Raw genomic sequence first — 25,618 nt, 5'->3', positions numbered from 1 at the left:
TGCCTGCGTTCGGCCTCCTGAAGTCGCGAAGATCAAAAGCAAGATCAAGATCAAAAGCAAGATCAAGATCAAGATCTAATGTATCGAGCCGTCAGGTCACCACTTGGTAGCAAGGGACATACGCCGCGCCGCCCGGCAGCTTCATGCGGTGCTGATCGACGAAGGCCTGCAGCAGCCGGCCCAGTGGGTCCAGCACAGCGCTGTCGCCGCGGATCTGGTACGGCCCGTGCTCTTCGATCAGGCGGATGCCCTTGTCCTTCACGTTACCCGCTACTACGCCCGAAAACGCCCGGCGCAGGTTGGCAGCCAGTTCATGGGGTGGTAGCTCGCGGCGCAGGTCCAGGTCGGCCATGGCCTGGTGGGTCGGGTCGAACGGGCGCTGGAAGCTCTCTTCGATCTTCAGCAGCCAGTTGAAGTGGAAGGCGTCGTTGCGCTCACGGCGGAACTGCTTGACCTCCTTGAGCCCTTCGACCATGTGCCGGGCAACTTCGGCCGGGTCATCAATGATGATTTCGTACAAGCGGTGCGCCGCCTCGCCCAGGGTGGCGCCGACGAAGGCATGCAATTGTTGCAGGTAAGGCTCGGCGCTGCGCGGGCCGGTGAGCACCACCGGGAACGGCACGTCGTGGTTGTCTGGGTGCATGAGGATGCCCAGCAGGTACAGGAACTCCTCGGCCGTGCCGGCACCGCCCGGGAAGATGATGATGCCGTGACCGACACGCACGAAGGCTTCCAGGCGCTTCTCGATGTCCGGCAGGATCACCAGCTCGTTGACGATCGGGTTGGGCGCCTCGGCGGCGATGATGCCCGGCTCGGTCAGGCCCAGGTAGCGGCTGCCATGCATGCGCTGCTTGGCGTGGGCGATGGTGGCGCCTTTCATCGGCCCCTTCATCACGCCAGGGCCGCAGCCGGTGCACACGTCCAGCTTGCGCAGGCCCAGTTCGTGGCCGACCTTCTTGGTGTACTGGTATTCCTCGGTGCTGATCGAGTGGCCGCCCCAGCACACCACCATCTTCGGCTCCACACCCGGGCGCAGGGTGCGCGCGTTGCGCAGCAGGTGGAATACGTAATCGGTGATGCCCTGGGAGCTTTCCAGGTCGATACGCTGGCTGGCCAGCTCGCTCTCGGTGTAGACGATGTCGCGCAGGGCGCTGAACAGCATTTCACGGGTGCTGGCGATCATTTCGCCATCGACGAAGGCGTCGGCCGGGGCATTCAGCAGCTCCAGGCGCACGCCGCGGTCCTGTTGGTGGATTTTAACCTCGAAGTCCTTGTAGGCCTCGAGGATAGTCTTGGCATTGTCGACATGGGCGCCGGTGTTGAGGATGGCCAGGGCGCACTGGCGGAACAGGGTGTAGAGGCTACCGGTACCGACTTCACTCAGTTGCTGCACTTCACGTTGTGACAGCGTTTCCAGGCTGCCTTTGGGGCTGACGGATGCATTGATGACATTGCGTTGAGGCATCTAAGTCTTTCCTGTGCGGGTAAAACATCCTTCTTTGACAACACCATACCGAGAAATGTGGACGGCAACGAGGGGGCGGGTGAAAAACCTTGAGACCGGGTTGGCGTCTTCGCGGGCTTGCCCGCTCTCACAGATACAGTGCGGATCCCTGTGGGAGCGGGCAAGCCCGCGAAGAAGCCACCCCTGTCCCGATTTATCCCAACAGCTTCTGCACGCCGAGGGTAATCGCCAAGCCACCGCCTACCAGCCACAGGTTCAGAATCGCCCCGGTAGCCAGCGCCTTTGGCCCGGCCTGGCGAATCTGGCTGAAGCGGGTTTCCATACCCAGTGCAGTCATGGCCATGGTCAGGGCAAAAGTGTCGAGGCTGTTCACCGCCTGGGTCACGCTACCCGGCAGTACCTGCAGCGAATTCACCAGCACCAGGGCAAGGAAGCCGAAGGCGAACCACGGCATCGCAATGCGCCCATTGCCCTGCGCCTGGCCGGCCTTGCGCGAGCGGCTGATCCACAGGCCTACCACCAGCAGTACCGGTACCAGCAGCATCACCCGGGTCATCTTGACGATGGTGGCGATATGGGTGGCTTCAGGGCTGACGTTACTGGCTGCGCCCACCACCTGGGCGACTTCGTGGATGGTGCCACCCAGGAAAAGCCCGGCGCCCAGGGTGTCCAGGTGCAGCCAGCCGCCGTTGATGGCCAGCGGGTAGAGGAACATCGACAAGGTGCCGAACAACACCACGCTGCCGACGGCCATGGCGCTCTTGTGCGGGGCACTGCGCAGTGCCGATTCGAAGGCGAGCACGGCGGCGGCGCCACAGATGGCGCTGCCAGCGGCGGTCAGCAGAGCGGTATCGCGGTCCAGCTTGAACAGCTTCATGCCACACCACAGGCCGATCAGCAGGGTGCTGGACACCACCAGCAACGACACGAGCAGCCCCGACCAGCCGACTTCGGCGATCTCCTGCAGGCTGACCCGCAGGCCAAAGAAGGCCACGGCAATGCGCAGCAGGCCGCGGGCCGAAAAGTTGATGCCGGCAGCCCAGCTGGCCGGTACACCATCGCGCAAGGCATTGCCATAAAGCGCGCCGGCGACGATACCGACAATCAACGGGCTGATGCCCAGGTTGGCGATGGCGGGCAAGGCAGCCAGCTGAGTGACCGCAAGCGCAAACAGCGCGACGAACAGGATGCCGTTGAGCCGCCCTCGGGTAGAGAGGGTAGGCGAATAAGCGGGGTGGGACGGAACCGTGGCCATGTGAGTCCTCCGGAAAGGTGTTTCGACAAGGCCTACGTTAATCTGGTTATAAGCTTATAAAAAATCGTAATTTGGAATGGCAAATATCCGTTTAGCTGATATTTTTAAATCATGACCCCAGAACAACTGATAACGTTTGCCACTGTTGCCGAGCACGGCAACATCAGCCATGCGGCCCAGGCGCTGCACCTGTCGCAACCGGCGGTGTCCGGCCAGCTCAAGCTGCTGCAGGAGGCTTTTGGCGAGCCGCTGTATCAGCGTGCCGGCCGTGGTGTGCGGTTGACGGCAGCCGGCGAGCAGTTGCTGGCCCATGCCGAGCGCCTGCGCGAAACCTTCCGCCAGGCCCAGGCACTGCGTGAGGCCATGCGTGGCCTGGAGCGTGGTACCTTGCGTATCGGTGCCAGTACCACACCCGCCAGTTACCTGCTGCCCTACCTGATTGCCGACTTCCATGCCCGCCACCCGGACGTGCTGGTGACTACATCGCACGGCAACACGGCAGAGATCGTCGCCGCGCTGGACAGTGTCGACATCGCCCTGATCGAAGGGCCGCCTGGGCAGGAGCTGCCCTTGGGCACGCAAGTGACGGCCTGGCGTGAGGACGAAATCGTTGCCATCGTGCCCAGTGGTCATCCGCTGGCAGGCAGTGACCAGCAGGCCTTGGCGTCGCTGGGTGCTTACCCGTTGGTGCTGCGCGAGAGCGGCTCGGGGGTGCGGCAGATTGTCGAGCGGGCGTTTGCCCGTGATGGTGTGGCGATGCGCGTAGCGCTGGAAATTGCCGGGGTGGAAGGGGTGAAGGAGGCGGTGCGTGCGGGGATGGGTGTTGGCTTTGTGTCGGCGATGTCCATCCGCCATGAGGATGGGGCGCTGCACCGGTTGCAGGTTGCGCCGCAGCCTTTGGTCAGGCGGTTTTCCATTCTAATGCCGCATGCCGCGACGCCATCGCGGGCGGCGGCGCGGTTTCTTGAGGTGTGTATTGGTATGCAAGAGGTCGGGTGACTGTGCCGCGAAGAGGCCGGTGCAGGCACCCTCAGTTCAAATGAAAGACATGCTTCAGATAAGCAACAAAATTCTCGTCCCGGCATTGCGTCTTGCCCGGGCTGTCGGAAATCTTCGCCACTGGCGCCCCATTGCAGCCGGTCATCTTGATCACCATGTTCATCGGCTCAACCCCTGGGATATCACACGTGAGCTTGGTGCCAATGCCAAAGCTCACATTGATCCGTTCATGCAACGCCCGGTACAGCCCCAGCGCCTTGGCAAAATCCAGCCCGTCGGAAAAGATCAGGGTCTTGCTCCTCGGATCGATCCCCAGCCGCTCATAGTGGGCAATGGCTTTTTCCGCCCACGCCAGTGGATCGCCCGAGTCGTGCCGCAAGCCATCGAATAGCTTGGCGAAGTACAGATCGAAATCGCCAATGAAGGCATCCATGGTGATGCAGTCGGTTAACGCAATACCCAACAGCCCGCGGTACTCTCTTACCCAGCATTCCAGCGCAGCGGCCTGGCTGTCGACCAGGCGTGGGCCGAGCTGCTGGTGGGCCATGAACCATTCGTGAGCCATGGTGCCGAGTGGCTTGAGCTCGAACTCGCGGGCCAGGTGCACATTGCTGGTGCCGACGAAGCGCCCGGGAAAATCGTGCTTGAGGATGTGCACCACCTCTTCCTGCACGCGGTAGGAGAAGCGCCGCCGGGTACCGAAGTCCGCCAGCTGGAAGCCGGCCAGCTCATCGGCGCTGGCCTCGGCTTTGAGCCAGTCCAGCTTCTGGTACAGGCGTTCGCCAACTTGCTCGATCACCACTTCGCGATAGCGGTAGCGGTTACGTACTTCGCTGATGATCGCCAGTAGCGGGATCTCATAGAGGATCACGTGCAACCACGGCCCACGCACGCGGATTGCCAGTTGCCCGGCGCCATCCAGGCCCACCTGGACATAGCGCAGGTTGAAGCGAAACAGGCTGAGGAAGCGAATGAAGTCCGGCTTGAGGAAGGGGATTTTTTCCAGATAGGCCAGTTGGTCGTGGGTGACGGTAACCTCGGCCAGTTGCTCCACCTGATAGCGGATCTCGGCCAGGTAGGGGGAAAGGTCTTCGCCATTGCGGCAGCGAAACTCCCATTCCACCTCGGCGTTGGGGTAGTTGTGCAGCACCGCCTGCATCATGGTGATCTTGTAGAAGTCGGTGTCCAGCAGGTTCTGGATGATGCGTGGGCCAAAAACACTGTCGCTCATGGGCGGTCTTCCTTGATCAGGGCAAGCTGGTGGTCAAGCGCGGCCTCGTCGCCGCAGAGGATCACGCCCTCGGCGGCCAACGCACCACATGCCTCGATGGCCCCGGCCTGGGTAAGCGCGCGGCAGGCCGGCAGGTACAGCAGCACCTGAAAGCCGGCCTGGCGCAATTGGCGGGCGGTGGTCTTGACGCAGTAGTCCAGGGCCAGGCCGCCGACGATCACCGCGCTTACCTGCTGCACCTTGAGGTATTCGATCACCCCGGTAGAGCGGCGCTCGGCAAGGTCGTGGTAGCAGGCGCCGTAGGGGTGCAGGTCAGGTTCGACGCCTTTCCACACGTTTTGTGAAATGCATCAAAACCATCGTTTTCTTGTCAGCGTAGCCTGGCCACCCCTTTCTACTCTGAAGCCCGGATCTGAAAGGTCTCCAGCCCTTTAGTGCCCTCAATTGAAGCCCCTCAGCCACCTCAAGATGCTTGAAGAGAGCAATCCCACGCATCATCTGGCCCGTCCCAAAATCGCACCCCGGTAGGTGTCACGATCTCAAAAAATCCATCCAATGTCTCTCCGAAAATCCTTCATTACCAGCCCGCCGATCGACCGCATTCGTCGCTAACGCCGCTACAAAAAAATGCCCAGAAAGTTGAAAGACACCCTCGTCCGACCTAAAAAGACTACCGTTCCCTGCTGAACAGATCACCAATATTCAGCGTTTCGGGCCGGTTCATTGACAGCTTTTGCATATATGAATTGAATTGTGGATTGACGGTTAAAATCCATGGATGGAACTCCCAGATGCCGGAGATCGACACAGTCAGCGGCATCAATGGGGCAGGGCTTCATCTCGAAAATACTTCAAATTGGTAGGGAGGTACGGACATGCTGCGGAAGCTTGAGTGAGATCCGCCTAATTGGTGGCTAATGAGCGTGCTACGCATTACCATTTTTCCTTCCAGTCAGCGAGCAACGGTATTTAGCCGAGTCGAAAAGAGCCGGTAGAATCTCTCCTTCGGCAATATGGCGCGTCAGTCCAACCGCTTGATGCCAGCCAAGTCGGGACTGTCCGAGTTGCTCTGGAAGCCAGTTGCGCGGGGCGTTTTATCTGAGGACTTCGCTACTATGCTTCATAGCAGCTGAAGTCTCAGAGGCGCATGTGCACTATTTCAGGCTATTTTTCGATTTTTGATGTGCTCACCATCTTTCCGCCTTTGAGTTGTATATTGGAGTTGCTTACTCCTTTTAAAATCAATTCGTATGGGTGGTCAGCCATTTTTTCTCTCTCGGCTCTATTGAGGAGAAGAAGCTTAAGAACCTCAACGTCTCTGTCGGTTGGCGATGCGCCAGGCTTTAGCCTTTTGATATAGTCTTCGGCGTCGAAATATTTTTTGGCGTCTTCGTGCAGTGCGAGAAGTACCGATGATCTAAAGTTAGAGGTTCTGTAAATGTAAACAATAAACGCAGCCAAGCTCACATACAGTCCGATAATTGCTGTAACTGCACGGTCAGTAAGTGTGCTCGATCCAAATATGTAAATACATAACACGCCTATGTTGAACATTACAAATAGGTTAATCATTACAGTTTTAAGTCTGCCTGCACTCTGCATCTGCTCCTGAATAGTAGTCTCAAGTATGCTTCCGCGTTTTTCGCGCTCAGCCATTCGAACATGTTCTCGACGATCTTGAATGATTTTTTCAGGGGGTATGTTCGACAAAAAAGCGGAGACTGACTCTTCAATGGTTTTTCGTATTGTAGACTCAACGGACGTGTCAATAGCCTTTGTTTCTTCAAGTTTTTTAGCTACGATCTGAGGTAGGCTTCGAGTAAGTTGCTCCTCAAGTTCGGCTTCGATTGCCACTCTTCGGCTTTCTATGGTCTTGCTTGAAAGTATTTTATGAATATTTTGAATTTGCACTTCAAGTTCATTAACTTTAATTGCTGTGCCTTTTTCGTGCTTTGATTCTGATTCGTTATAGAAGAAAAGGCTGCTTATTAATCTTGCCGCCTTGCGAATATCACTGTGCTTGGATAGACTCGATACTATAATTATTGCGATTGCAGGCGCGGCCCAAGTTAGGATTTGAGCTATGGGGTCGGATGAGAGCAGAGCTGTAAGATCGTTTAAGAAGTCTGTCATGTTCGGGGCTTTTAAAAAATGCGTCGATGATGGTTCGCAATGGATTTTTAGGGGGTAAGCTAGGGCTGCCTTAAATGCTTGGCTAGAATAATCGGAATGATGTCAAAGGGCTATTCCTGAAGGCCTTTTTTCTGGAGGTATTTAGCTATTTGTGCAAGTTATTTATGAGCTGGCGACGTTGACTGGTGCGGGCTGCGGCGCTTTTCCTCGTCGATCTATACGGGTGACCAGTTTCGCCGTTGATACTAGGCCCTGCATGTCTTGAAAGAATTCCAGCAACAAGTGCGATTTGCGTTAAGGTCTGAAGTAGTTAGGCAGTAGATAACGCAATTGCCAGGCTCCTCGGGTGGAGGTTGAGTGTCAGATGCAAAGAAGCCTGCAATTGTAGGTTCGGTGCTAAAATCAATATAATTCGTAGGGAATCCATAATGCTGAAGCACAGCGAATAGAGAATCGACGTGCTCTTCCTCCGCAAGATAAGCGAGAGCTGGCTGTTCGATCACCCAGTTCGTGAATCTGAGCAGCTTCTCATCAAGCTGAGATTTAGCGACCGGGTCGTGGAGTACTTTGCGCTCCAGCGACGAACGTGGCGTCCACTCGCGGAGCTGTCCTCGAAACCAATCGTAGCGTCCTTCGGTTTTGAAACTCTCAGCAAGCGCAACTGCGTCTTCTACGTTCGCTGCTTTAAATACTGTCATCGATGATATCCATATATCAAATTATGCAGTCGATAGTTTGACCGCCTGGCACCAGTTTGTTCACTAAGCCCGCAACCTGAATTATTTGCCGTGGAGCATCAAGCCACTGCGCGGGTGACTGCTAGCCACGGCAAATTCATAGTAGGAATTGATCTGGGCCCAAACTCCAGCTTCAGGAGGTTTGTGCGATATCTTCCTCCAGCTCCCGCACCGCTTTACTGGCTTTGATCTCAAAGCGGCGTTCGACCTCTGAATCGCTCAATTTTGCCGCTTCTGCGCCAAGCCACATAGCGAGCTTCTCGCGCTTCTGGGCCACCGTGAGAGCGTCAAGGTTTGGAATGTACCCATCGCCTGCCTTCATGCCTCGTTGAAGCTCGTAATAGGTCTTGATCAGCGACTTTGGGCGAATCTCGCCGCCAGGACAGAATCGATCGGTCAGCTTCCTGATGGTGTGATTCACGGAGCGTAGTTGTGCAGTTGTGGTGATCTGCGAGAAGTAGGCTGCCCAGCCGAGCCGCTTGCCCTTGAAAATGCAACCGGTGATCCTGAGGTTGAGCTTCCATTGGCAATAGGCAAGCGCACGCTCTTTATCTGCCACGCTACGGGCGGTCAGCAACTTGTGACGGTAAGCAGTGAAGATCTTGGCCACCGATGCTTCGAATCTTAGGATGCTCTCGTGACGTATCAGTACGTTGCCGCTATCAATCTGATAACCCAAGAAACTGAAGGGCTCAGTCAGTGGCGCGACTTTGGATTTCGACTCAGGCCCAAAGTCATGAGGGTTGAGCTTCAACCCCTTCAGCTGGGTAATCAGCTCATTCGCTGTTGAGCTTGCCAAGCCTGCGGGCGCGAGGATCAGGATGTCATCCACGTAACGCTTGTACCAAATGCCCGGCCTTGATCCAAAAGTGGCATCAATGCTTTGCAAGGCAATCTCTGCAAGTACGTTGGAGATTGCCAGGCCCTGCGGTACACCAATAGTAGGGCGATCAGCACCTTTACCTCCCCTGGATTCAGGCACAGTGGGCGTGGTGAGGGCGCTGCTGATCAGCTTGCGAAGCTCTGGTTTTCTGATCTTTTTCTTTGTTGCCGAGGCTACAAGGTCATGGGGAATGGATGGATAGAACGTTTTCAGATCGATTTTGGCGTATTCAGCGTAAGCGCCTGAGTCGAGCGCTTTTTTCAGTGAGTCGATGACGGTCTGAGGGAGTGTGAGTTTCGCAAGGGGGAACACGTCAGAGAGGCAATTGCAGAGCGCGCGCAGGACGATACGGTCTCGGGCTGTGGGGATGGATATCTGCCTGGGAAGAGATGATGCCCCTTTGAGTATCAGTTTTTCCTTGTAGGCGGTGAAGCGGTACTCACCTTGGTGAACCTTTTCGTGAATGTGGTCGATTTCCGCACTCAGAATCTTGTTGAGGTTAGCCGGGCGCATACGGTCGAGCCCGATTGCACCAGATTGCTTGATTTTCTCGGTGTAGATTTCCAAAAGGTGCTCACGGCTGAAGCGCTTTTTGAAACTCAGGGCCGCGCTCATGGCTTGTTCCAAAACGAGTAAAGCCCGACTACCACAGGCAGTGCATAAAGCATCGTCGTGATCAAAAAGCGCATCGTCAGCCAGAACACTGCATTGAAGTACTCGAAACCCGTTGGAACTCGACTGGTAAGCCCAGTTGCGAACACCCGCGCTATGCGATCGTCGATCTCTCGATGATTTTCGGACTCAGCGAGCAATTCGTCATAGCGGTTTACCTGCGCAGGTGTGGGCTTCGGGGCGTCAGGTTCAGATGAGTCGTTGGGCAGATCACGATGAAGCTTCTGCAGCTCCAGATAATTCGCACGCATCAGCATCGCACGACCTCGGAAATCCCGATTCGCTACCGCGAGTGAGATGCCCAGCAGCGCGACGGATAGAATGGTCGCCATGACATCAGTGTCGGGGCCCAGCACTGTGCTGTGTCGTATGGTTAGCACCGCCAGGGCCGTGCTTAGAATCGCATACCAAACCAGCAAGAGCTGTGAGTGAAAGTCAAGCCACTCTAGGCGTTTATGAGCCTGAATTCGCGCCTTGTAAGTGAACCAGACGTTGTCCTTTTTCACGCACATCTCTCCATAGAAAAGGGGAGAAGGGGTGGGAGGATTTGAGTACCGTTGAACATCCCTAATGGGATCAGCGGGCCGAAGCCCAACAGCCGAAACTGTTTATTATCAGAACCGCCCTCGCTTGCGCGAGAGGAAGAGCCCACCCCTCCGCGAGTGATTCTACCGTGCCAGTATCACGGGTGGAACTGGTTCCACCTACCGGGCTAAGCATTCTGTGAAATGCCGGATGAAGGGCACGGACTCAGATTCACCCGCTGAAAACCAGACAGAGTCCAAATGTACTCTTCTGTCTAAGGTCTGACGCCTAGAGAGGGTGTCAAACAGAAATGCAGACCGGCGTCGCTTCTACGGGATGCTCATGTACCCCTAATCCGGCCAATGCGTCACGCAGCGTGGCGTACTGGCTGCTGGCCATCCTTTCCGGATATGCTCCGGCCACAGCATCACATCCAGCCCTACGCGGAAGTGGCCATCGGCCCTGCAGGCTGCAATTGATGCGTAATTGTCGCCTGGGCGCATGCCGAGGCGGGTGGTTCCTCTTCCTGGTCAGGAGGGGGGCAGATTCCATGGAGATGGCATGAGCTTTTTTTCGGACGAAGAGATTGATTCACTCAAGATCACACGGATGATCTTGCATGTCGTGGGTACCAAAGACTTCGCGGCCATGCCAGAGCGGGCTCTGGAGGAGGAAGCGTTTTTCATCGGCAAGATCGTGGACATGGCCACCGCGCCGGTGTTCATGTTCAAAGCGGTATCGGTGACCCGTAACGAGGTCGAGGCGATCGCAAGTGAGGACACGTCCTTCGTGGCCGGCGCTCAGGCCCTAGCCGCCAGTTTCAACCGTGCGCACGTGGGTGGCAGTGCTGATGGCGTTCTGTTGATGTTCGAGCTGTCGGTCGCAGACCCGGATGTGAAGATCTACAGCCTGATCAAGTACGACTACAAGCTTGCGTTGGAGCAGAACGATGGTGCTCCAGGAAAGAAGCTGCGGCGTATCGTGAATGCCTTGGTGGACGAGAAGAAGGCCATTCAAAAAACGGCGCTGATTCGGGTGATCAGCGGGGTTGCCGACCAGAACATTTCGGCCACCGACCGCACCAAGCAAGGGGTTGACCTTGCCCACTACTTCGCCGATTTCTTGGCTGTGAGCAGGGCAGTTTCGGACACCGAGCTGAGCGAGATCACCCGCAAAGTCCTCAAGGCGGCACTGCAGACCTGCATTGAGCACCTGCCCGGTCAGGATATAGCCAAGGCGCTGCAGCGGGCCCAAGCCAACCTGGGCACTCGCCGGCGCATTGATGAAGAGGCGATCGTTGAGGCAGTGATGCTGGCAGCGGGGCATCCTGAGGATGAGAAAATCGCCAACCGTCTGGAGCGTGAGACGCGTAGTCGTGTCAGGAAAAGCAAGCTGCACGAGCTGAGCTTCAGGCCTGATCGCCGGATCCTCCGGCAGCCTTACATGCGCAAGATCGTCACGGCTGAGGGCGTCACGATTCTCTTCCCCGATCGGAAGGAAAACCCCAACGTCCAGGTGATACAGCTCGACGGAGATAAGAAACAAATCATCGTCGACACAGACCGAGTCAAGGAGGACAGCGTTGTCACACCAAAGCCTGGCCAGCCTGCTTAACGAGCTATCGCGCAAGCGTCAGGCGCTAATCACAGAGGGCAACCTGACCCTCATCGTTTCCGACCTATCAGCGGAAACTGCTCGGTCGATCAAGGAAGCCGCTGTCGCTGCTGCCTGGTCATTCACGATCTACGACTGCGCGAGCAGCGAAACTGACGTCGATGATGAGGATGAAGATTTTGGGCCGTTTCGCGTTGAACTTGAGAAGCCACTTCCGGAAGACCATGTCCAGGAACAGGCCCTCTATGTGGCGACGGAAGTAGGTTTCAAGGCGTTTCTGGTCAATGGACACGCTGCTGCACGTTGGCACCTGCTTGGCCTCACTCAGCCTTTCGTTACCAGAGCGAGGGCATATTGTGGTTGGGGTGAAGAGGGCGACTACACCGAATCACAGGCGACCAAGTCACCCCGCCTCCTGGTGAAAGAATCAGCGACCCTCCGCAAAGTACCGGAGGATGTGCGCCTTTGGTTGCTCGCAGAAGGACACCATCTCGATGAGGCTGATCCTTTACACATGCTCTGGGCAGGTCAGGCATTCCCTGCCCTGAGCCGTTGCTTTGCGAATGAAATCGACACCAGCGGCAGCAAGCTCACCTTCAAAGGCCCACCCAAGCTCAACCTGTCGATCCCAGAGGCGGTCGAGGGGAATCCATCTATCTCGCTAAAAGACTTCGAGGTTGTCCAGGAGGCAGCGGCATGGGTGTTCGATAACGCGCGGGAAGCAGAGGTGAAGCACATCCTGTTGTCCGCCGAAATCGCGCGTTCCGGTCGGGCGGACGGGGAGGTACAGGAGTACTTCGGGGAGAACCTCGCCGCTGCCTTGGATTGCGCGAGAATCGCTTATCAGATGGCGGTCTCGGAAATCACCAAGGACACCCTGAAATCCCTGACAGATCTTCGTAAGGCCGTGACGGAGGAAACGTCGAAGGCCACAGACGCGACCCGGCAAGCAATCGCAGCGATCTCCACAGCGCTGACTGTTGGCTTGGGCCTCATCGCCGCGAGGCTCACGTTGCAGATCAACCCGTACCTGATCTCGATCGTCATGGCGGTCGCAGTTGGCTACACGGTACTCAACGTGATGTCGGGCCGTAAGTTCATCAACATCCAGCGAAAGCTTCGCAAGGACTGGCAGCCAAAGCTGTATCGCTTTCTGTCTGAAGCGGAATTCAGGAAAATGGTAGGGGATCCCATTGAGCAAGCCGAAGGGCTCTTCTACAAGGTGAGTCGTCGGGGTATTGCGATGCTTGGGGTCGCGGCCCTGGGTATTTCCATTTACGCCTTTACCTACAGCGCCCCTGCACCCTCATCATCGACGTCTGTAGTTCCCCCGCCCCAAGCTCTAGCTCCAGCAGCTCCAGCAGCTCCAATAGCCCCGCAGCCGTCTGCCAGCAACACGACGACTCAGCGTCAAATTTAGTCTCAGCCAGCCCCTACCTCTCGGCCCGAAATTACACCGCAGCGAGAGTCGGCGCCTCAGCCTTAAATAAAGCCACAGCCAAACTTGGAGCCGAAAGAAAACGTCCCGTCGAAACCTTCAGAAAAAGGGGTAGGCCCGGTCAGTTTTGAGCAGGGGATTTTTGCTACACGATCGATTGCCCTGTATGTACTCCGATCGTTGGGTGTCCACGTGTCCCTCCGTTGCACCTTATTCCATGAATGCCCGCGGATGGCGGGAGGCACGTATGCGAACACATAAGCGGTCAAGCGGGTGGCTCATTCCTCCGCATGCTAGAGCGAATCGAGCAGACGACTACTTATCAATTTTCTGAGAATGGGTGGATAGCCGATCAGTAGTGATCTCTGATTGAGCAAGCGGCGAAGCATTGATTTTTGAAGAGCACCACGCACTGGATAAAGCCATCATTCCTTGCGCCAGTAACGGCTAACACTGGAACGCGGGATCCCCAACAGCTTGATCACCTCAGCCTGGGTCTTCCCCTCAGATTTCAGCTTGCGCACTTTCTTCAAGTTTTCCTCGGCGCTGCGAGTACGGGGATGCGCTTTTTTTGCCGGTGCCAGGGGAAGAGGTGCGTCGAGAAACTCCATAGCCTTGAGCTCTTCTAGCACCTGTTTGATTATGTCCCCAGGCGTCTTCTGCTCATCTGACGCATGTACGAGCGCCAAGAAGGTCAGCGGGTGCACACTCAAGGACTTGGCGAGGGCTCGATTCGTTTCCAGTGTGGGATTGGATTGGCGGCCTTCTAAGCGGCTGACCTGCGACTGGGTCACCCCGCCAGCGACATCGTATTGAGACAGCTGCAGCTGCTCTCTCAGCAGCTGCAGAACCGCTGCATAGGCTTCACGCAGGCTCATTTCATCCGCCCTGATAAAAGCGGACGGTATGCCGCGTTTGCGTGCTCTCACTCAAATGTATATATTCATCTCTGTGGGATTTGGCTGGCTTGTCAGCCACCTGCTTGGTGCTTGTCTTTGAGCAGAATGCTGGAAGGCTGGTGTCCGAAAACCCATTCAATATACGGCTAACTCCCAAGGATGCACCCTTGAAGTCCAGCGATTTTGAGCTGTTGGCTAGCCAGCAGTCACCCGCAGAAACACCACCAGGATCAGTGCCTGTCACCGTGGAGCGGGCGATGGCCACAAATTTCGGGATCGCTATAACGGGGTTCCTCTGCTGCGTTGTGCACGATCAGTCAATCAACTGTCTGGTGGGCATTGTGTATCGCGAGGGTCGCGGTCGATTCCGAGATGGTTCAACAATCCGTACCTCTACGCTCAGGCGGCGTATCGAGCATGGTGCGTACCATCTCTTTGAGACGAGAAATGGAAGCGTCTATGTCGTCTGCGACTGGGCGCTGGAAGGTGTAAGCCCTCAGTTCGAGGGCGCCCTTCACTAAGGCCGGCATATCCCGCAACGAAGCGATGCAAGATGTAGCGCGCTAAGACGAATTAGGTAGGCACAGTGGAAGCAGCGTTGGTAGCAGACTTTTTATCCGAGCACGGCTTGCCTCTGGATGGGGACGGCCGATTAGATGAGCTTATCGTCGAGACTGCATGGGCAAATAATCAGGGCCGACCATTTTATATTGTCCGGGATTGGCTCCTGCTCGACATCATGGTGCCTAGTGATGTTGAAGATGATCTCAAAGCTATGGGCCTACAGCCAACGGTGGTTTTTGCCAATACCGTGGTGTACGACAGTAAAACTCGACGCTCCCGAGTAGGCGCAATTCGCTCTAGCTTCCAACGTGCGCTAGATAATTGCACTTTTGAAAGCATGAATACGAGTTACATCTTAGCCGGGCCAGGGACAAGAAAACATGTGAGCCTTCCTGCACTCCAAGCCTTGGAAAATGCCTGAGCGCAGCCCGCCGGATAGACATGATCATAAGGCGAAGGAACTATGAAACAGGAAACCAATTTTGAGGAACTGATTCGACGTCAGGCCGAGCAGGTGTTTGGCAGCAAAGCCAAGGCCAACACTTGGTTGTCGCAGACCAGGACTGTTTTCAGTGGCGCCACAGCATTGGAGTGCGCATGCGATGAGGTCGGATATCAAAGGGGCAGGGGTGTGCTAGATCGCATCGAACACGGATTCGTCTCCTAGTCGGCTCTTCGCGGGGTGCGGTTAGCAGAGGGCCCTAAGCCATATGCAATCCCAACGTATAATTGCGCGTTGCACGATGGCTAGTTGGATGCAGACATCAGGGCGAAGCTTTCATTTTTTGGACACTGTGCCATTGAATTCAATGCGCTCATCATTCCCGGAGGGGCGGCATGAATGATGTATATGCCGAGTGGGGCCGTTTTTGCCTGAGGTGCCGACAGGTGACAGGAACCGCAGAGTTGGCTGACGCTTACTTTGACCTTCCCCCGTTTGATGGGGCAGCGGAATTTCGAATGGCGGCCAATTTTTCTGGCGGTAAGCTCATGATTGGCACTCTATTTTTTGTGCCTTATTACGAAGTCGACCCCTTACCCATTACCTTTCACTTCGAGGAGGCCGTTGCGAGCTTAAGGGAAGGGTATTGCTTGCTAGTACCCATTGTCGTTACGGATTGGTCGGAAGCCGTATGGCCAAAAACAATGGACGAGTTAGATAGCTATATTACTAACTCGACCGGCTATCCACGACTTCTTAAAGATTGGATCGTGGGGAGGCGTCGCGAGATTAATAAGCTACTGATGGTTGTACTAGTTAAAGACAATATTTGTTATGGATACCTATTGGGCTCTCCGAGAGATGGGGGATTCGCTGAGACACGTGTAGTACCGATTTTTTTCGATCGACTTGAGGAGTTTCTATTTGAAGATCGCGTGCTGATTGAGCTGGAGCTCAGTGCGAAGCATCTGCAAACGCTCATCAGGCACTCTCGCCAGTTACAACCTAGTTCTGGCGACGTAGAGGAGGATCAACGTTTGCGTTATGCGCTCGATGAGCTGGCGAGTGCGTTGGAAAAGGGCGTCAGTCGTTCTCGCCTGACCTGACCTCGGGGGGCTTGTTAGCCAGGCCCATTGGTCATTAGGTGCGCCGTGGTGCGATCTCGCCTGGCAACGACCTGGTGACTGGTCAATCTGCCGCCGCTGCGCTCGACAATGCAGCATGTCGAAGCTAGGTAGGGCGTGATGCTCAGACCTTATGGCTTCCCTGAAGCCATGAACGAGCGATCTCTAAAATGCCGCTCGGAGCACAAGTGAGCTGATGAAAATTTTGATCTACTCAGATTTGCACATTGAGTTCAAAGATTTTGAACCGCCCCAGGTCGATACGGACTTGGTTGTCCTTGCCGGCGACATCTCGGTGCGTGGCAGAGGGGTAACCTGGGCTAACGAAACCTTCGAGTGCCCAGTCGTCTACGTGTGCGGTAACCATGAGTTTTACAAAGGCCACCTTGGCCGAACGCTCATCAAAATGCGCGAAGCCGCAGCAGAGCATGTGCACGTCATTGAAAACCAAATTCTTATCATCAGTAGCACACGGTTTTTGGTTACGACGGCGTGGACGGACTACACGTCTACGCAGGATTACAAGGCTGCCATGAGGGACTGTGCCGAGTTGATGAGCGACTTCAGGAGGATCAGGACAGGAGAGGATTACAGAAAGCTTCGACCCGTTGACCTCATAAGTCGAAACATCGCCGCTCGTGAGTTTCTTGCCACTGAGCTCGCTAAACCCTTTGAGGGGAAGACGATCGTGATCACTCATCACTGCCCAATCCAGGAGGTTGCTGGCGAGGGGCATGAAGGCCATTTGGGCGCAGCGTATTTCAACCAGTGGCACGACCTTGTGGCCCGGGCTGACGTATGGATTTTTGGTCACACACATCACGCGGTAGATACAGTCGTCATGGGGTGCCGGCTCGTGTCGAACCCGCGTGGTTATCCGGGAGAACGTACGGGCTTCTCAGCCGACCTCACCATTGAGGTCTAGGCTCATCTCAATGATGCAGGGCTGAGGCGGTTTAGTCTTCTGGGTAGTGCCAGAGGCGGCCTACCGTTGACTTAGCAATACCCAGGCGCGCACTAACTGAGGCTTGTGATTCTCCCGCGGCCTTTGCAAGTCGAATGGCTGCCAGCTTCTGGGGATCAATCTGTTTCCCTGGTCGCGTCCGAGTGACCTTGCCCTCTTGGAAGTGATCAGCAATGCGCTCGAGTGCCCCGCAGCTGTTGAGACCCTGGCATTCCTGTTGGATCACCTCCAGCAGTTGCTCATCGCTCATCCCTTTACTAAGCGCAGATGCTAGGACAATGAGCGTGGCGGGATCAACCTCCAGCTTTGCAGCCACTGCTTCAAGGCGATCGATCGTGATGCTGGAGCGGGCGCAAGGCTGAAAAGTAAGCCTGGCGGATTGGAATGCATTGTTTTGGGGTATATTGGTGGCCTTTTGCCCTGCACTGCCATCATGGCTTCCTGGGCGATTGAGCGCGTGAAATGGACAGCACCATCACCCTTGAAATCTGGAGTCGCGCCTCGGCTTGCTGCGGTGATGAATTCGTCCTCGTTCTAAATGGGTTGCTTGACGAATATGAGCGCAAACCCGGCAAGGACGAGCCAGTGCGGGTCACTGCCGAATGGGTGGGCCAGGATGGTTACTCTTCCCTAGTCGTAGCTCTGAATGGAAAGTCTCGTCGGGATGTCAGGTACTACGACCATGGCTGGCATATCGAGCTGCGATCGCGTCTATGGACGCACATCTGCAGGGGCATACAGCATCGACTGGTGTTGAGTGGGTTGGCGCCGGAACCCATTACTGAGGATCTGCTGGCTTTCGAAATCGGCGCTTGATGCGATCCATTGGACGGGATGCGGTGCTCATGGCACCTCTAAGCGAATCATCGCTAGGCTCATATCCTGTTGTCTGTCATCGACCGGAAATTTCAGTCCATTGTGAACGGATTGATCCATCGAGCGCTGCGCGCCTTGGCATTGAACGCAAAATGAAAAGCAGCGGCCTGCGGCCAAAGAAGCGACTGCCCCGAGCACCAAGGGGCCAATCCGCATCAGTTCCATCGTTGCGATACGAGATCAGAGGCAAAACGGCATCGAAAAGCATGTGGCCAAGATCGCGGAAGAGACGGAAGGAATGCAGCGGCGCAGATCTCGCTTTTCGTTGGGTCTCAAATATAGAACTCCGTCTCGCAAAAAAAATTGACAGCCCAAAACGGCGACTTATTTTCAAAGTGTGATTGGCGTCACACTTTTTCTCTGTTCTCGATGAAGTCGGTCACCGCTAGGGATCTGCGGTCACCTGGCCGATCGACATGCCTCAGATTTCTCGTATTAGCTCACCTGCTTATCCTGGCTGTTGGATGGACTCGTGCGCCTTACAACGACCAAAGGAACATTACGGCTGAAGCTGGAAGCGCTATCATCCCGCCATCAGCTCAAGAGGGGCCCCTTGGCCGGCCTATTCCGGCACTCCCTTGGGTATAACGACAAGGAAGGTTGCGCATGGACAACATCGTTCAGCCCCTCGCTGCTCAAGAAGAAATCCCGCCTAAAGAAGTCAAGATTCTGGCCACGTTGGTGGCGAAGCTGAACCTTGCCGACTTCCAGAACGCCATTCCCGTGATTCGCGAGCTTCGTATCGCGAACGAGACCGAAGACCGCTTCGTCAATGTGACCCTGACATTGACCTCAGAGCCTGAGGTGTTCAAGGCCAAGGTCTGGCGAATCGACGAAGTCGCACCTGACAGTTTCCGAGTTATTCCAGGGCTTGATCTAGTCTTGGACGGCCCCTTGCTCAGTCGCCTTACAGAGGCCGAGCTTTCCACTTTTACCTTTGCACTTGAGGCTGATGACAAGGCGTCCGAGAATGGTCGGAAGGAAGTTGCGCGCCTAGAGCAGGTTGTAGACCTTCTGCCACGTAACCAGTGGGGTGGGCTTCGTCATATCCCGGATATGACAGCCGCGTTCGTACAGCCCAATGATCCGGCAGTTGAACGGTTGTTGAAGCAGACGGCTGAATTGCTACGTCTCAGTGAGAAGTCTTCGGCGCTCGATGGCTACGAGGGTGGTGCGAAGCGTGCCTGGCAGCTCGCGTCAGCGGTGTGGGGCGCCGTGGCGCGAATGAAGCTCGATTATGCGTTGCCACCGGCGAGCTTTGAGCAGACTGGCCAAAAGGTGCGCAGTCCCAGCCAAATCGCCGACACTGGTTTGGCGACTTGTATGGATCTCACTCTGCTTTTCTGTGCAGCTCTTGAGCAAATTGGGCTGAACCCGGTGATCGTCTTTACTCGGGGGCATGCCTTCGTGGGTCTGTGGATGAAGCCAGAAGAGTTTACGACTGCGCTGGTGGATGATGTGACCGCGGTGCGTAAACGGGTGAAGCTGCGCGAGCTGGTACTTTTCGAGACCACCCTCGTTACTCAGAACCTTGCTCCGTCTTTCTCCTATGCCGTCGAGCGCGGAGCGAAACAGATAGCCGAAGACTCGGACAGCGACTTTGAGATGCTGCTCGACATACGTCGCGCACGTCTGCAGCGCATCAAGCCCCTGGCGAGCTCCGAGGCTCAGATACCACGAGTTGCTCCGGAAGTACCGGACGAGGCGGCACCGCTGCTGGTTGAGGACGGCCTGGACATGCCAGATGAAGTGCATGAGGTGGTCGTCGAAGATCTTTCTAAACTCGATCCTGCTGATCGTCTAGGCCGCTGGCAGCGCAAACTGTTGGATCTGTCGCTTCGAAACAACCTTCTCAACTTCAAGACGGGTAAGCGGGCTTTGAAGCTCGAGTCTCCAGACCCGGGTGCTCTTGAGGATGTACTGGCCAGTGGTCAGTCGCTGAAGCTGCTCACCCGTCCAGACCTCATGGATGGTGCTGATCCGCGGGAGCGGGCGCTGTATGAGCAACGCGAGCGTGAGGATGTTCGTCGCCGGCATGCCGAGGATGCCCTTAAGCGCAGAGAGGTGTTCGTTGCGCTGACATCCAGCGAGATGGATGTTCGACTAACCGAACTGTACCGAGGTGCTCGCACCGCGCTGCAGGAAGGCGGCTCCAATACGCTCTTTCTGGCCATTGGTTTCCTGAGTTGGACACGCGAGGACAGGGCAGGGCAGAAGTACAAGGCGCCATTGGTTTTAGTTCCGGTTACGCTGGAGCGCAAGAGCGCTCGCTCCGGATTCACCATGGTGCTGCACGATGATGAGCCGCGCTTCAACCCAACCCTTATCGAGATGCTTCGACAGGATTTCGAGTTGGGCTTGGGCTCGCTGGAGCACGAGTTGCCTCGGGACGATTCTGGTCTGGATATCGCCGGCATTTGGAACAAGGTCGGCCATGCCATCAAGGACATCCCATGTTGGGAGTTGAGCGAAGACGTCGTGCTGTCGATGTTCTCGTTTGCCAAATACCTCATGTGGAAGGATCTGGCCGAGAACGCCGAGCACTTGCGGCAGAGCCCAGTGGTTCAGCACCTCCTGGATACGCCGCGCGACTCGTTCATTTCGGATACACCGTTCCCAGAGGCGCAATCGCTGGATCGAGATTACGGCCCGACCGATGTTTTCTGCCCACTGCCATCTGACTCATCTCAGTTGGCTGCAGTGATGGCGGCAGCTAAGGGCAAAGACTTCGTACTCATCGGCCCACCTGGTACCGGTAAGAGCCAAACGATCTCCAACATGATCGCCCAGTCGATCGCTCAAGGGCGTCGCGTGCTGTTCGTCTCAGAGAAGATCGCCGCGCTCGATGTCGTATACCGTCGTCTGCGTGAGATTGGCTTGGGTGAGTTCTGCCTCGAGTTGCACTCTAGCAAGGCGCGGAAAACTGATGTGCTGGCCCAGCTGCAGTCCGCTTGGGAGGCGAAAGGGCAGGTTGATTCCGCTGCATGGGAGGTTGAGGCTCAGCGCCTCGCAACGCTGCGAGACAGCCTGAACATTTACGTGGAACGACTGCACCGGCGCCACCGCAACGGTTACACCATCTACGATGCGATTGGCACCGTCACTTCGGGCGGCGATGAAGCTGTTGCGCCTGTTAGTTGGGCGTCACCTGACACGCATGACCAGAAGGCCATGCTCGAGCTATGGGAGTTGGCCGATCGCCTCGAAGTGAACGCGCAGGCTGTGGGATACAGCTATTTAGTGGGCAATGCGTTGTCCGCTATAGGCCAGGCGGAATGGTCACCCCATTGGCAACAACAGTTGGTGCAGGCAGCTCGCGATGTCTTGCCTGCCGTGCTGGATGTGCAGCGGGCGGCTGATCGGTTCGTTGAGTTGGTTGGGTTCCCGGCTTCGGAATACACCCCGACAGCACTGGAGGGGTTGTCAATCCTTTCCCAGGCATTACCTTCGGCGGCAGGACAGGATTGGCGCTTCGCGCTACGGCCTGATGCCCGCTCCATTACTCAACGGCTGGGCGATGGCTGTGCGTGGGTTGAACAACACCGAGAGCTCAACGCTAAGCTTTCGCCGCTCTGGCCTTCTCGGGTTGTGGCCGATGCGAAGCAGGGTATTGAGCTGCTGCAGCAACGTCGCACCGTATTCGGTGAGCTCAGCCCGGCCTGGCCGGAAAGTGCCACCGATGTACTTGCTCAGGCGGTGGCACTGCTTGGCCAAATAGTAGAGCTCAATCAGCAGCTCAGTACGACCTATGGCGATTCGATCGAATCGCTCGACATTGATCTGTTGCTCCGTGAGTGGAAGGAGGCTGAAGACTCGTTTTGGCCAAAATCCTGGTTTGGGAAGCGTCGTATTGCGGGTTTGTTAGCCCCGACACAAACCACTGCAGGCGAGGCCGATCACGGTAAAGATTTGGCAATTTGGGCAGAAATCCGCGCCGTGCGCCGTGCTATTGATGAACTTGAGCCCGGGCACGACTGCGTTGCCGTTTGGCAAGGTTCAAAGTCTGTGGCCGAGCAGCTTTCGACGTCGATCAAGCTTCAAGAGGCCATTCGGCTCCAGCAAGCAGACTCGGACTGGATCGATGATGGATTCCAGTTGGTCGAGCAAGGCCAGCTGGGAGATGTATTGAAAGAAGAGCTCCGGCGGCTTCGCACGCTGACTCGCCTTGATCGCGATATGGCCGCCTTGTCCGACCTTGGCTCGAGCACTCAGCAGCTTTGGTGCGGCAAGGACACTAACATTGAACTCCTTACTGCAGCGCTCCGTTTCCAGGCTGAGCGTCGGGATATCGAAGAGCGCGGTCGCCTTGTTGATGATCACCCAGAAGTGCAGGAGGGCCGCTGTGGAGCGTTGCTGAAAGGTGACTTCGATCTGTTGAAGCAGCGGGCAGCGGTTGAACGTGATCTGTCCGACCTGGCTGACTTGCGAGAGCTGGTGCCGGTCTGGAGTGACCTGAAGACCAAGCTTGAGATTGCACGTCAGGCTGCGGTGTTCCAAGGGCAGGTAGCAACTGCTGTTGCGAAGCTCGCGTTGAACCCTGAGCAGATTGCAGCTTACAAGGCTCCCCTGCAAACACTCCTGGGTGATGGCAACGCGCTGCTGGAGCCGGAAGGCGCGATCACACTTGCTGGTGTTGCTCTGCATGACAAGCTTGGGCTGCTTCAGGAGCGATCATCGCATCTGACTTCGATAGGCCACTTCACTGAAGCAGGTGCAGATGAGACCGCTCACCTGTCATTGAATGACCTCAAGAAAAACTGCGAAACTGTGGTTTCTTCTGAGTCCCGACTCAAGGCATGGTGCGCTTGGCGGAAGGTGCGCGATGAGGCCTTCGCCGTGGGCCTCGCGCCAATTGTTCAGGGCATGGAAAGCGGAGCAATCACTTCTGGAAATGTCCGTCGCGTTCTTGAGGTGAACTACGCTCGCTGGTGGCTGAATACCACTGTTGACAACGAGGAGGTCATTCGGACGTTCGTCAGCGTCGAGCACGAGCAGCGCATTCGCGACTTCCGCGCATTGGATGACAAGTTTACCGAGCTGACGAAGGACTGGCTCCGTGCTCGGCTTTGTGCCGACTTGCCGAGTCAGGACAGCGTGAGTCGATCTTCTGAGTGGGGGTTGCTCCGCCATGAAATGGGCAAGAAGACCAAGCACATTCCACTACGAGAGCTGATGACTCGAGCACCCGAGGCGCTGACGAAGCTGACGCCTTGCTTGCTGATGAGCCCGCTCTCGATTGCCCAATACCTGCCACCGGCTTCGACTCCGTTCGACCTGGTCATCTTCGATGAGGCCTCTCAGATTCCGGTCTGGGATGCGATCGGTGCGATGGCGCGAGGAAAGCAGGTTGTGATGGTGGGCGACCCGAAACAGCTCCCACCCACCTCGTTCTTCGACCGTGCCGAGTCTACGGCTGATGATGAGGATGTCGAGGCTGATCTCGAGAGCATCCTCGATGAGTGCATCAGTGCGAACCTGCCGATGCGAAACCTGAACTGGCACTACCGTAGCCGACATGAGAGCTTGATCGCCTTCTCAAACCAGCGTTACTACGGCTCGAAGCTGGTGACTTTCCCATCGCCGTTCACGGCTGACAAGGCAGTGCGGTTGTGCCCCGTAGCTGGTGTCTACGACAAGGGAGGTTCGCGTACCAACCTGATCGAGGCGAGAGCACTAGTCGCTGACCTGGTTGCTCGACTCCAGTCGCCAGCGTTCCGCGAGAGCCGGCGCACCGTAGGTGTAGTCACATTCAATGGTGAGCAGCAAAAGCTCATCATGGACATGCTGGATGATGCATGCCGGAAAGATCCGTCGCTCGACTCGTATTTCGCTGAGTCTGAGCTAGAGCCTGTGTTCGTGAAGAACCTGGAGAGTGTCCAAGGCGACGAGCGAGACATCATCTACTTCTCGACCACCTATGGGAAAGACGCTGCCGGCGCGATGTCGATGAACTTCGGCCCGATGAACCGTCCTGGTGGCGAGCGTCGACTCAACGTTGCAATTACCCGTGCTCGTCAGGAATTGGTGCTGTTCTCGACCCTTCGTCCAGAGCACATTGACCTCGCCCGCACGCAAGCTGTTGGGGTGCGTGACCTGAAGCACTTCCTCGAGTTTGCCGAGCGTGGGCCACGGGCCTTGGCGGAAGCTAACTTCGGCAGCGTGGGAGGATTCGACAGCCCGTTCGAAGAGGCGGTCGCAGCTGCCTTGGCCAAGAAGGGTTGGCAGATCCATACCCAGATTGGTGTGTCTTCCTTCCGAGTCGACCTGGGTGTCGTGCACCCTGATGCTCCGGGGCGCTTCCTCGCGGGCGTCGAATGTGATGGAGCTACCTATCACCGCAGTGCGACTGCACGAGATCGCGACAAGCTCCGAGAGTTCGTGCTGAGAGGGCTCGGGTGGGAGATTGTTCGAATCTGGTCGACCGACTGGTGGGTGGATGCTGTTGGGACTGCTGAGAAGGTACATCAGCATTTGACCGAGCTGCTTGCTGAGTCCCGTGCTAAACAGGCAGCCATCGATGCAGTACAAGAGACTGAGCGCTTGAAGGTCGATGCTGCGATGGCAGAGGCTATCAATGTCGTAGAAGCGGTCACAATGGTGGCGGCGGAAGGTAGCCCTGCAGAGGCCAATGATCCTGCAGGTGCGTTGCCGGAGTTGAAATACGCCAGAGCGGCAACACCTGCCGCGGTCGATGATGTCGTTACCTTCTCCTTTGCTGTCGAGCACTTGATTTACAAGGAGGCCGATCCTAGTCAGGTGGTAGAGAGGGTTGATCCCGAGCAGTTCTTTGACCACGGCTACACCGCGACTCTGGAGCGCATGATTGATCACGTGATTGCAGAAGAGGGGCCTGTCTTGGATACCGCGCTGGCTAGGAGGATTGCTCGGGCTCATGGCTGGGTTCGGACTGGCTCAAGAATTCGTGATCGTGTGGAGCATATCGCGCGTGCCAAGTACCGATCACATGAAGAGGAACAGACAGGTGTGTTCTTCTGGCCACCTCAAATCGAAACCGACGCCAATGTCGTCTTCCGTCGGCCAGGAGACGATGACTCAATACGAGGCCTGGCTGAGATCTGTCTACAGGAGTTGTCTGCACTGGTTGATGAAATGTCGAAACGAGGACATCAGGGCGAAGCACTGGTTTACGCCGTAGCCAAAGAGGCGGGAGTAAACAAGCTAGCTCATGCTGGGCGTCTTCGAATCGAAAAAGCTATTCGTGCATCGATGACTTAATGCTGGTTGGGGCATCTTCCGGATGCCCCATTTTTATGTTGCTTGGGCAATATTCAGAGGAGGCCAGCTCTGGCGGCGACTGTTCAGCGAGGTGTGGGGTGTCAAAAAAGATAATTCATCAAATCCTCGATCGCCTTGATTTCTCGCGCCACTTTCACCGGTGTTTCATGGGGTAGCTTAGCTGCAAGAGCTTAAGCTTGTGTATTGGCCAAGAAAGCTTTTCTCTGCTTATCGCGGTAGCGGTTCTACGGGCGTTTACAAGGCTGCTATGAGGGCTTTGCCGAATGGATGGACCTGCATGGAGGCAGTCCAATTCGAACGCATCGGCAGCTATACGCTTTCCTTGAGAGGTCTATCACGAAAGTGATATCAAAAGGCCAATCGGGCTGGCGAAAGGTATGTGTCTGCTTACGAATGAGTTCCAGCAGCAATGGTATTGGCGCTGTGACGGTTCTTGATTGAACAGCCCGGCTACGTGTATCTGAGAAGAAACTGAGCTTTGAGACGAGCCGGCTCTCCGGCGAGGCGGCGCCAGGTCATTTCCATTCGGCCGTCGTTCTG

17 protein-coding genes and 1 pseudogene are annotated in these 25,618 nt (G+C 56.2%); 9 read left to right on the top strand and 9 right to left on the bottom strand.

The features are described from left to right. Positions 1-91 precede the first annotated feature (91 nt). Positions 92-1,465: a nucleotide 5'-monophosphate nucleosidase PpnN gene (ppnN, locus tag ABI582_RS08045; protein ID WP_403010487.1), complete on the bottom strand. Its 1,374-nt coding sequence runs from the start codon at positions 1,463-1,465 to the stop codon at positions 92-94. 193 nt (positions 1,466-1,658) lie between these two features. Next, on the bottom strand, positions 1,659-2,720 hold the full coding sequence (locus ABI582_RS08040; RefSeq protein ID WP_442118911.1) for a YeiH family protein: 1,062 nt from the start codon (positions 2,718-2,720) through the stop codon (positions 1,659-1,661). Positions 2,721-2,831: 111 nt separating this feature from the next. On the opposite strand from ABI582_RS08040, the gene ABI582_RS08035 reads away from it, so the two are divergent. Then, positions 2,832-3,719 (top strand): LysR family transcriptional regulator, encoded by an 888-nt coding sequence (locus ABI582_RS08035; RefSeq protein ID WP_442118910.1) that lies wholly within the window; start codon positions 2,832-2,834, stop codon positions 3,717-3,719. A gap of 31 nt (positions 3,720-3,750) precedes the next feature. On the opposite strand, the gene pncB is transcribed toward ABI582_RS08035, so the two are convergent. The 6 genes and pseudogenes from pncB to ABI582_RS08005 form a co-directional block, all read right to left on the bottom strand. Further along, on the bottom strand, positions 3,751-4,950 hold the full coding sequence (gene pncB / locus ABI582_RS08030) for a nicotinate phosphoribosyltransferase (RefSeq protein ID WP_174369886.1): 1,200 nt from the start codon (positions 4,948-4,950) through the stop codon (positions 3,751-3,753). Then, positions 4,947-5,285 (bottom strand): annotated as a pseudogene (locus tag ABI582_RS08025) (isochorismatase family protein); the annotation flags it as partial. The gene pncB and the pseudogene ABI582_RS08025, both read right to left, overlap by 4 nt. 829 nt (positions 5,286-6,114) lie before the next feature. Further along, the gene (locus ABI582_RS08020; RefSeq protein ID WP_442118909.1) at positions 6,115-7,083 is read right to left on the bottom strand and encodes a hypothetical protein; all 969 of its coding nucleotides are present in this window, start codon (positions 7,081-7,083) and stop codon (positions 6,115-6,117) included. A gap of 245 nt (positions 7,084-7,328) precedes the next feature. Continuing rightward, positions 7,329-7,781 carry an FRG domain-containing protein gene (locus ABI582_RS08015; protein WP_442118908.1) on the bottom strand — a complete coding sequence of 151 codons (453 nt, stop codon included), beginning with the start codon at positions 7,779-7,781 and terminating at the stop codon, positions 7,329-7,331. Between the two features lie 172 nt (positions 7,782-7,953). Further along, positions 7,954-9,318: a reverse transcriptase domain-containing protein gene (locus ABI582_RS08010; protein ID WP_442118907.1), complete on the bottom strand. Its 1,365-nt coding sequence runs from the start codon at positions 9,316-9,318 to the stop codon at positions 7,954-7,956. Continuing rightward, complete coding sequence (locus ABI582_RS08005) at positions 9,315-9,881, bottom strand: SLATT domain-containing protein (RefSeq protein WP_442118906.1); 567 nt, start codon at positions 9,879-9,881, stop codon at positions 9,315-9,317. Before ABI582_RS08005 ends, ABI582_RS08010 begins: the two co-directional genes overlap by 4 nt. A 580-nt stretch (positions 9,882-10,461) precedes the next feature. Here ABI582_RS08005 and ABI582_RS08000 point away from each other — a divergent pair. Both ABI582_RS08000 and ABI582_RS07995 read left to right on the top strand, forming a co-directional pair. Next, positions 10,462-11,514 (top strand): hypothetical protein, encoded by a 1,053-nt coding sequence (locus ABI582_RS08000; RefSeq protein WP_442118905.1) that lies wholly within the window; start codon positions 10,462-10,464, stop codon positions 11,512-11,514. Further along, entirely contained in the window at positions 11,483-12,934 is a 1,452-nt protein-coding gene (locus ABI582_RS07995) for a hypothetical protein (RefSeq protein ID WP_442118904.1), read from the top strand. The genes ABI582_RS08000 and ABI582_RS07995 overlap by 32 nt, the downstream gene beginning before the upstream one ends. A 443-nt stretch (positions 12,935-13,377) precedes the next feature. Here ABI582_RS07995 and ABI582_RS07990 read toward each other — a convergent pair whose 3' ends face one another. Next, on the bottom strand, positions 13,378-13,830 hold the full coding sequence (locus ABI582_RS07990; protein ID WP_442118903.1) for a helix-turn-helix domain-containing protein: 453 nt from the start codon (positions 13,828-13,830) through the stop codon (positions 13,378-13,380). 607 nt (positions 13,831-14,437) lie between these two features. Between ABI582_RS07990 and ABI582_RS07985 the strand changes: the two genes are divergently transcribed. The 6 genes from ABI582_RS07985 to ABI582_RS07960 all read left to right on the top strand — a co-directional run bounded on the left by ABI582_RS07985 (position 14,438) and on the right by ABI582_RS07960 (position 25,057). Beyond that, positions 14,438-14,836 carry a DUF6957 family protein gene (locus ABI582_RS07985; protein WP_442118902.1) on the top strand — a complete coding sequence of 133 codons (399 nt, stop codon included), beginning with the start codon at positions 14,438-14,440 and terminating at the stop codon, positions 14,834-14,836. A 42-nt stretch (positions 14,837-14,878) separates the two neighbouring features. Beyond that, complete coding sequence (locus ABI582_RS07980; RefSeq protein ID WP_442118901.1) at positions 14,879-15,082, top strand: MbcA/ParS/Xre antitoxin family protein; 204 nt, start codon at positions 14,879-14,881, stop codon at positions 15,080-15,082. A gap of 170 nt (positions 15,083-15,252) precedes the next feature. Beyond that, positions 15,253-15,963: a hypothetical protein gene (locus ABI582_RS07975; RefSeq protein ID WP_442118900.1), complete on the top strand. Its 711-nt coding sequence runs from the start codon at positions 15,253-15,255 to the stop codon at positions 15,961-15,963. 214 nt (positions 15,964-16,177) lie between these two features. Beyond that, positions 16,178-16,906, top strand: a complete 729-nt coding sequence (locus tag ABI582_RS07970; protein WP_442118899.1) for a metallophosphoesterase family protein — start codon at positions 16,178-16,180, stop codon at positions 16,904-16,906. A 501-nt stretch (positions 16,907-17,407) separates the two neighbouring features. Further along, the gene (locus ABI582_RS07965; RefSeq protein ID WP_392519064.1) at positions 17,408-17,761 is read left to right on the top strand and encodes a hypothetical protein; all 354 of its coding nucleotides are present in this window, start codon (positions 17,408-17,410) and stop codon (positions 17,759-17,761) included. A gap of 666 nt (positions 17,762-18,427) precedes the next feature. Next, a complete protein-coding gene (locus ABI582_RS07960) occupies positions 18,428-25,057 on the top strand; it encodes a DUF3320 domain-containing protein (protein ID WP_442118898.1) in 6,630 nt (2,209 codons plus the stop codon). Positions 25,058-25,618 lie beyond the last annotated feature (561 nt).

It is taken from the genome of Pseudomonas sp. SAS7, assembly GCF_052112345.1.
Lineage (GTDB): Bacteria > Pseudomonadota > Gammaproteobacteria > Pseudomonadales > Pseudomonadaceae > Aquipseudomonas > Aquipseudomonas putida_Q.
This window is presented reverse-complemented; position numbering and strand designations above follow the sequence as displayed.

What these genes read in the sequence shown, in the direction of transcription:
- ABI582_RS07980 (WP_442118901.1), top strand. Translation starts at nt 14,879, where the DNA reads ATGAAACAGGAAACCAATTTTGAGGAACTGATTCGACGTCAGGCCGAG.
- ppnN (WP_403010487.1), bottom strand. Translation starts at nt 1,465, where the DNA reads ATGCCTCAACGCAATGTCATCAATGCATCCGTCAGCCCCAAAGGCAGC.
- ABI582_RS08035 (WP_442118910.1), top strand. Translation starts at nt 2,832, where the DNA reads ATGACCCCAGAACAACTGATAACGTTTGCCACTGTTGCCGAGCACGGC.
- ABI582_RS07970 (WP_442118899.1), top strand. Translation starts at nt 16,178, where the DNA reads ATGAAAATTTTGATCTACTCAGATTTGCACATTGAGTTCAAAGATTTT.
- ABI582_RS08015 (WP_442118908.1), bottom strand. Translation starts at nt 7,781, where the DNA reads ATGACAGTATTTAAAGCAGCGAACGTAGAAGACGCAGTTGCGCTTGCT.
- pncB (WP_174369886.1), bottom strand. Translation starts at nt 4,950, where the DNA reads ATGAGCGACAGTGTTTTTGGCCCACGCATCATCCAGAACCTGCTGGAC.
- ABI582_RS07990 (WP_442118903.1), bottom strand. Translation starts at nt 13,830, where the DNA reads ATGAGCCTGCGTGAAGCCTATGCAGCGGTTCTGCAGCTGCTGAGAGAG.
- ABI582_RS08000 (WP_442118905.1), top strand. Translation starts at nt 10,462, where the DNA reads ATGAGCTTTTTTTCGGACGAAGAGATTGATTCACTCAAGATCACACGG.
- ABI582_RS07960 (WP_442118898.1), top strand. Translation starts at nt 18,428, where the DNA reads ATGGACAACATCGTTCAGCCCCTCGCTGCTCAAGAAGAAATCCCGCCT.
- ABI582_RS07965 (WP_392519064.1), top strand. Translation starts at nt 17,408, where the DNA reads ATGGACAGCACCATCACCCTTGAAATCTGGAGTCGCGCCTCGGCTTGC.
- ABI582_RS08020 (WP_442118909.1), bottom strand. Translation starts at nt 7,083, where the DNA reads ATGACAGACTTCTTAAACGATCTTACAGCTCTGCTCTCATCCGACCCC.
- ABI582_RS07975 (WP_442118900.1), top strand. Translation starts at nt 15,253, where the DNA reads ATGAATGATGTATATGCCGAGTGGGGCCGTTTTTGCCTGAGGTGCCGA.
- ABI582_RS08040 (WP_442118911.1), bottom strand. Translation starts at nt 2,720, where the DNA reads ATGGCCACGGTTCCGTCCCACCCCGCTTATTCGCCTACCCTCTCTACC.
- ABI582_RS08010 (WP_442118907.1), bottom strand. Translation starts at nt 9,318, where the DNA reads ATGAGCGCGGCCCTGAGTTTCAAAAAGCGCTTCAGCCGTGAGCACCTT.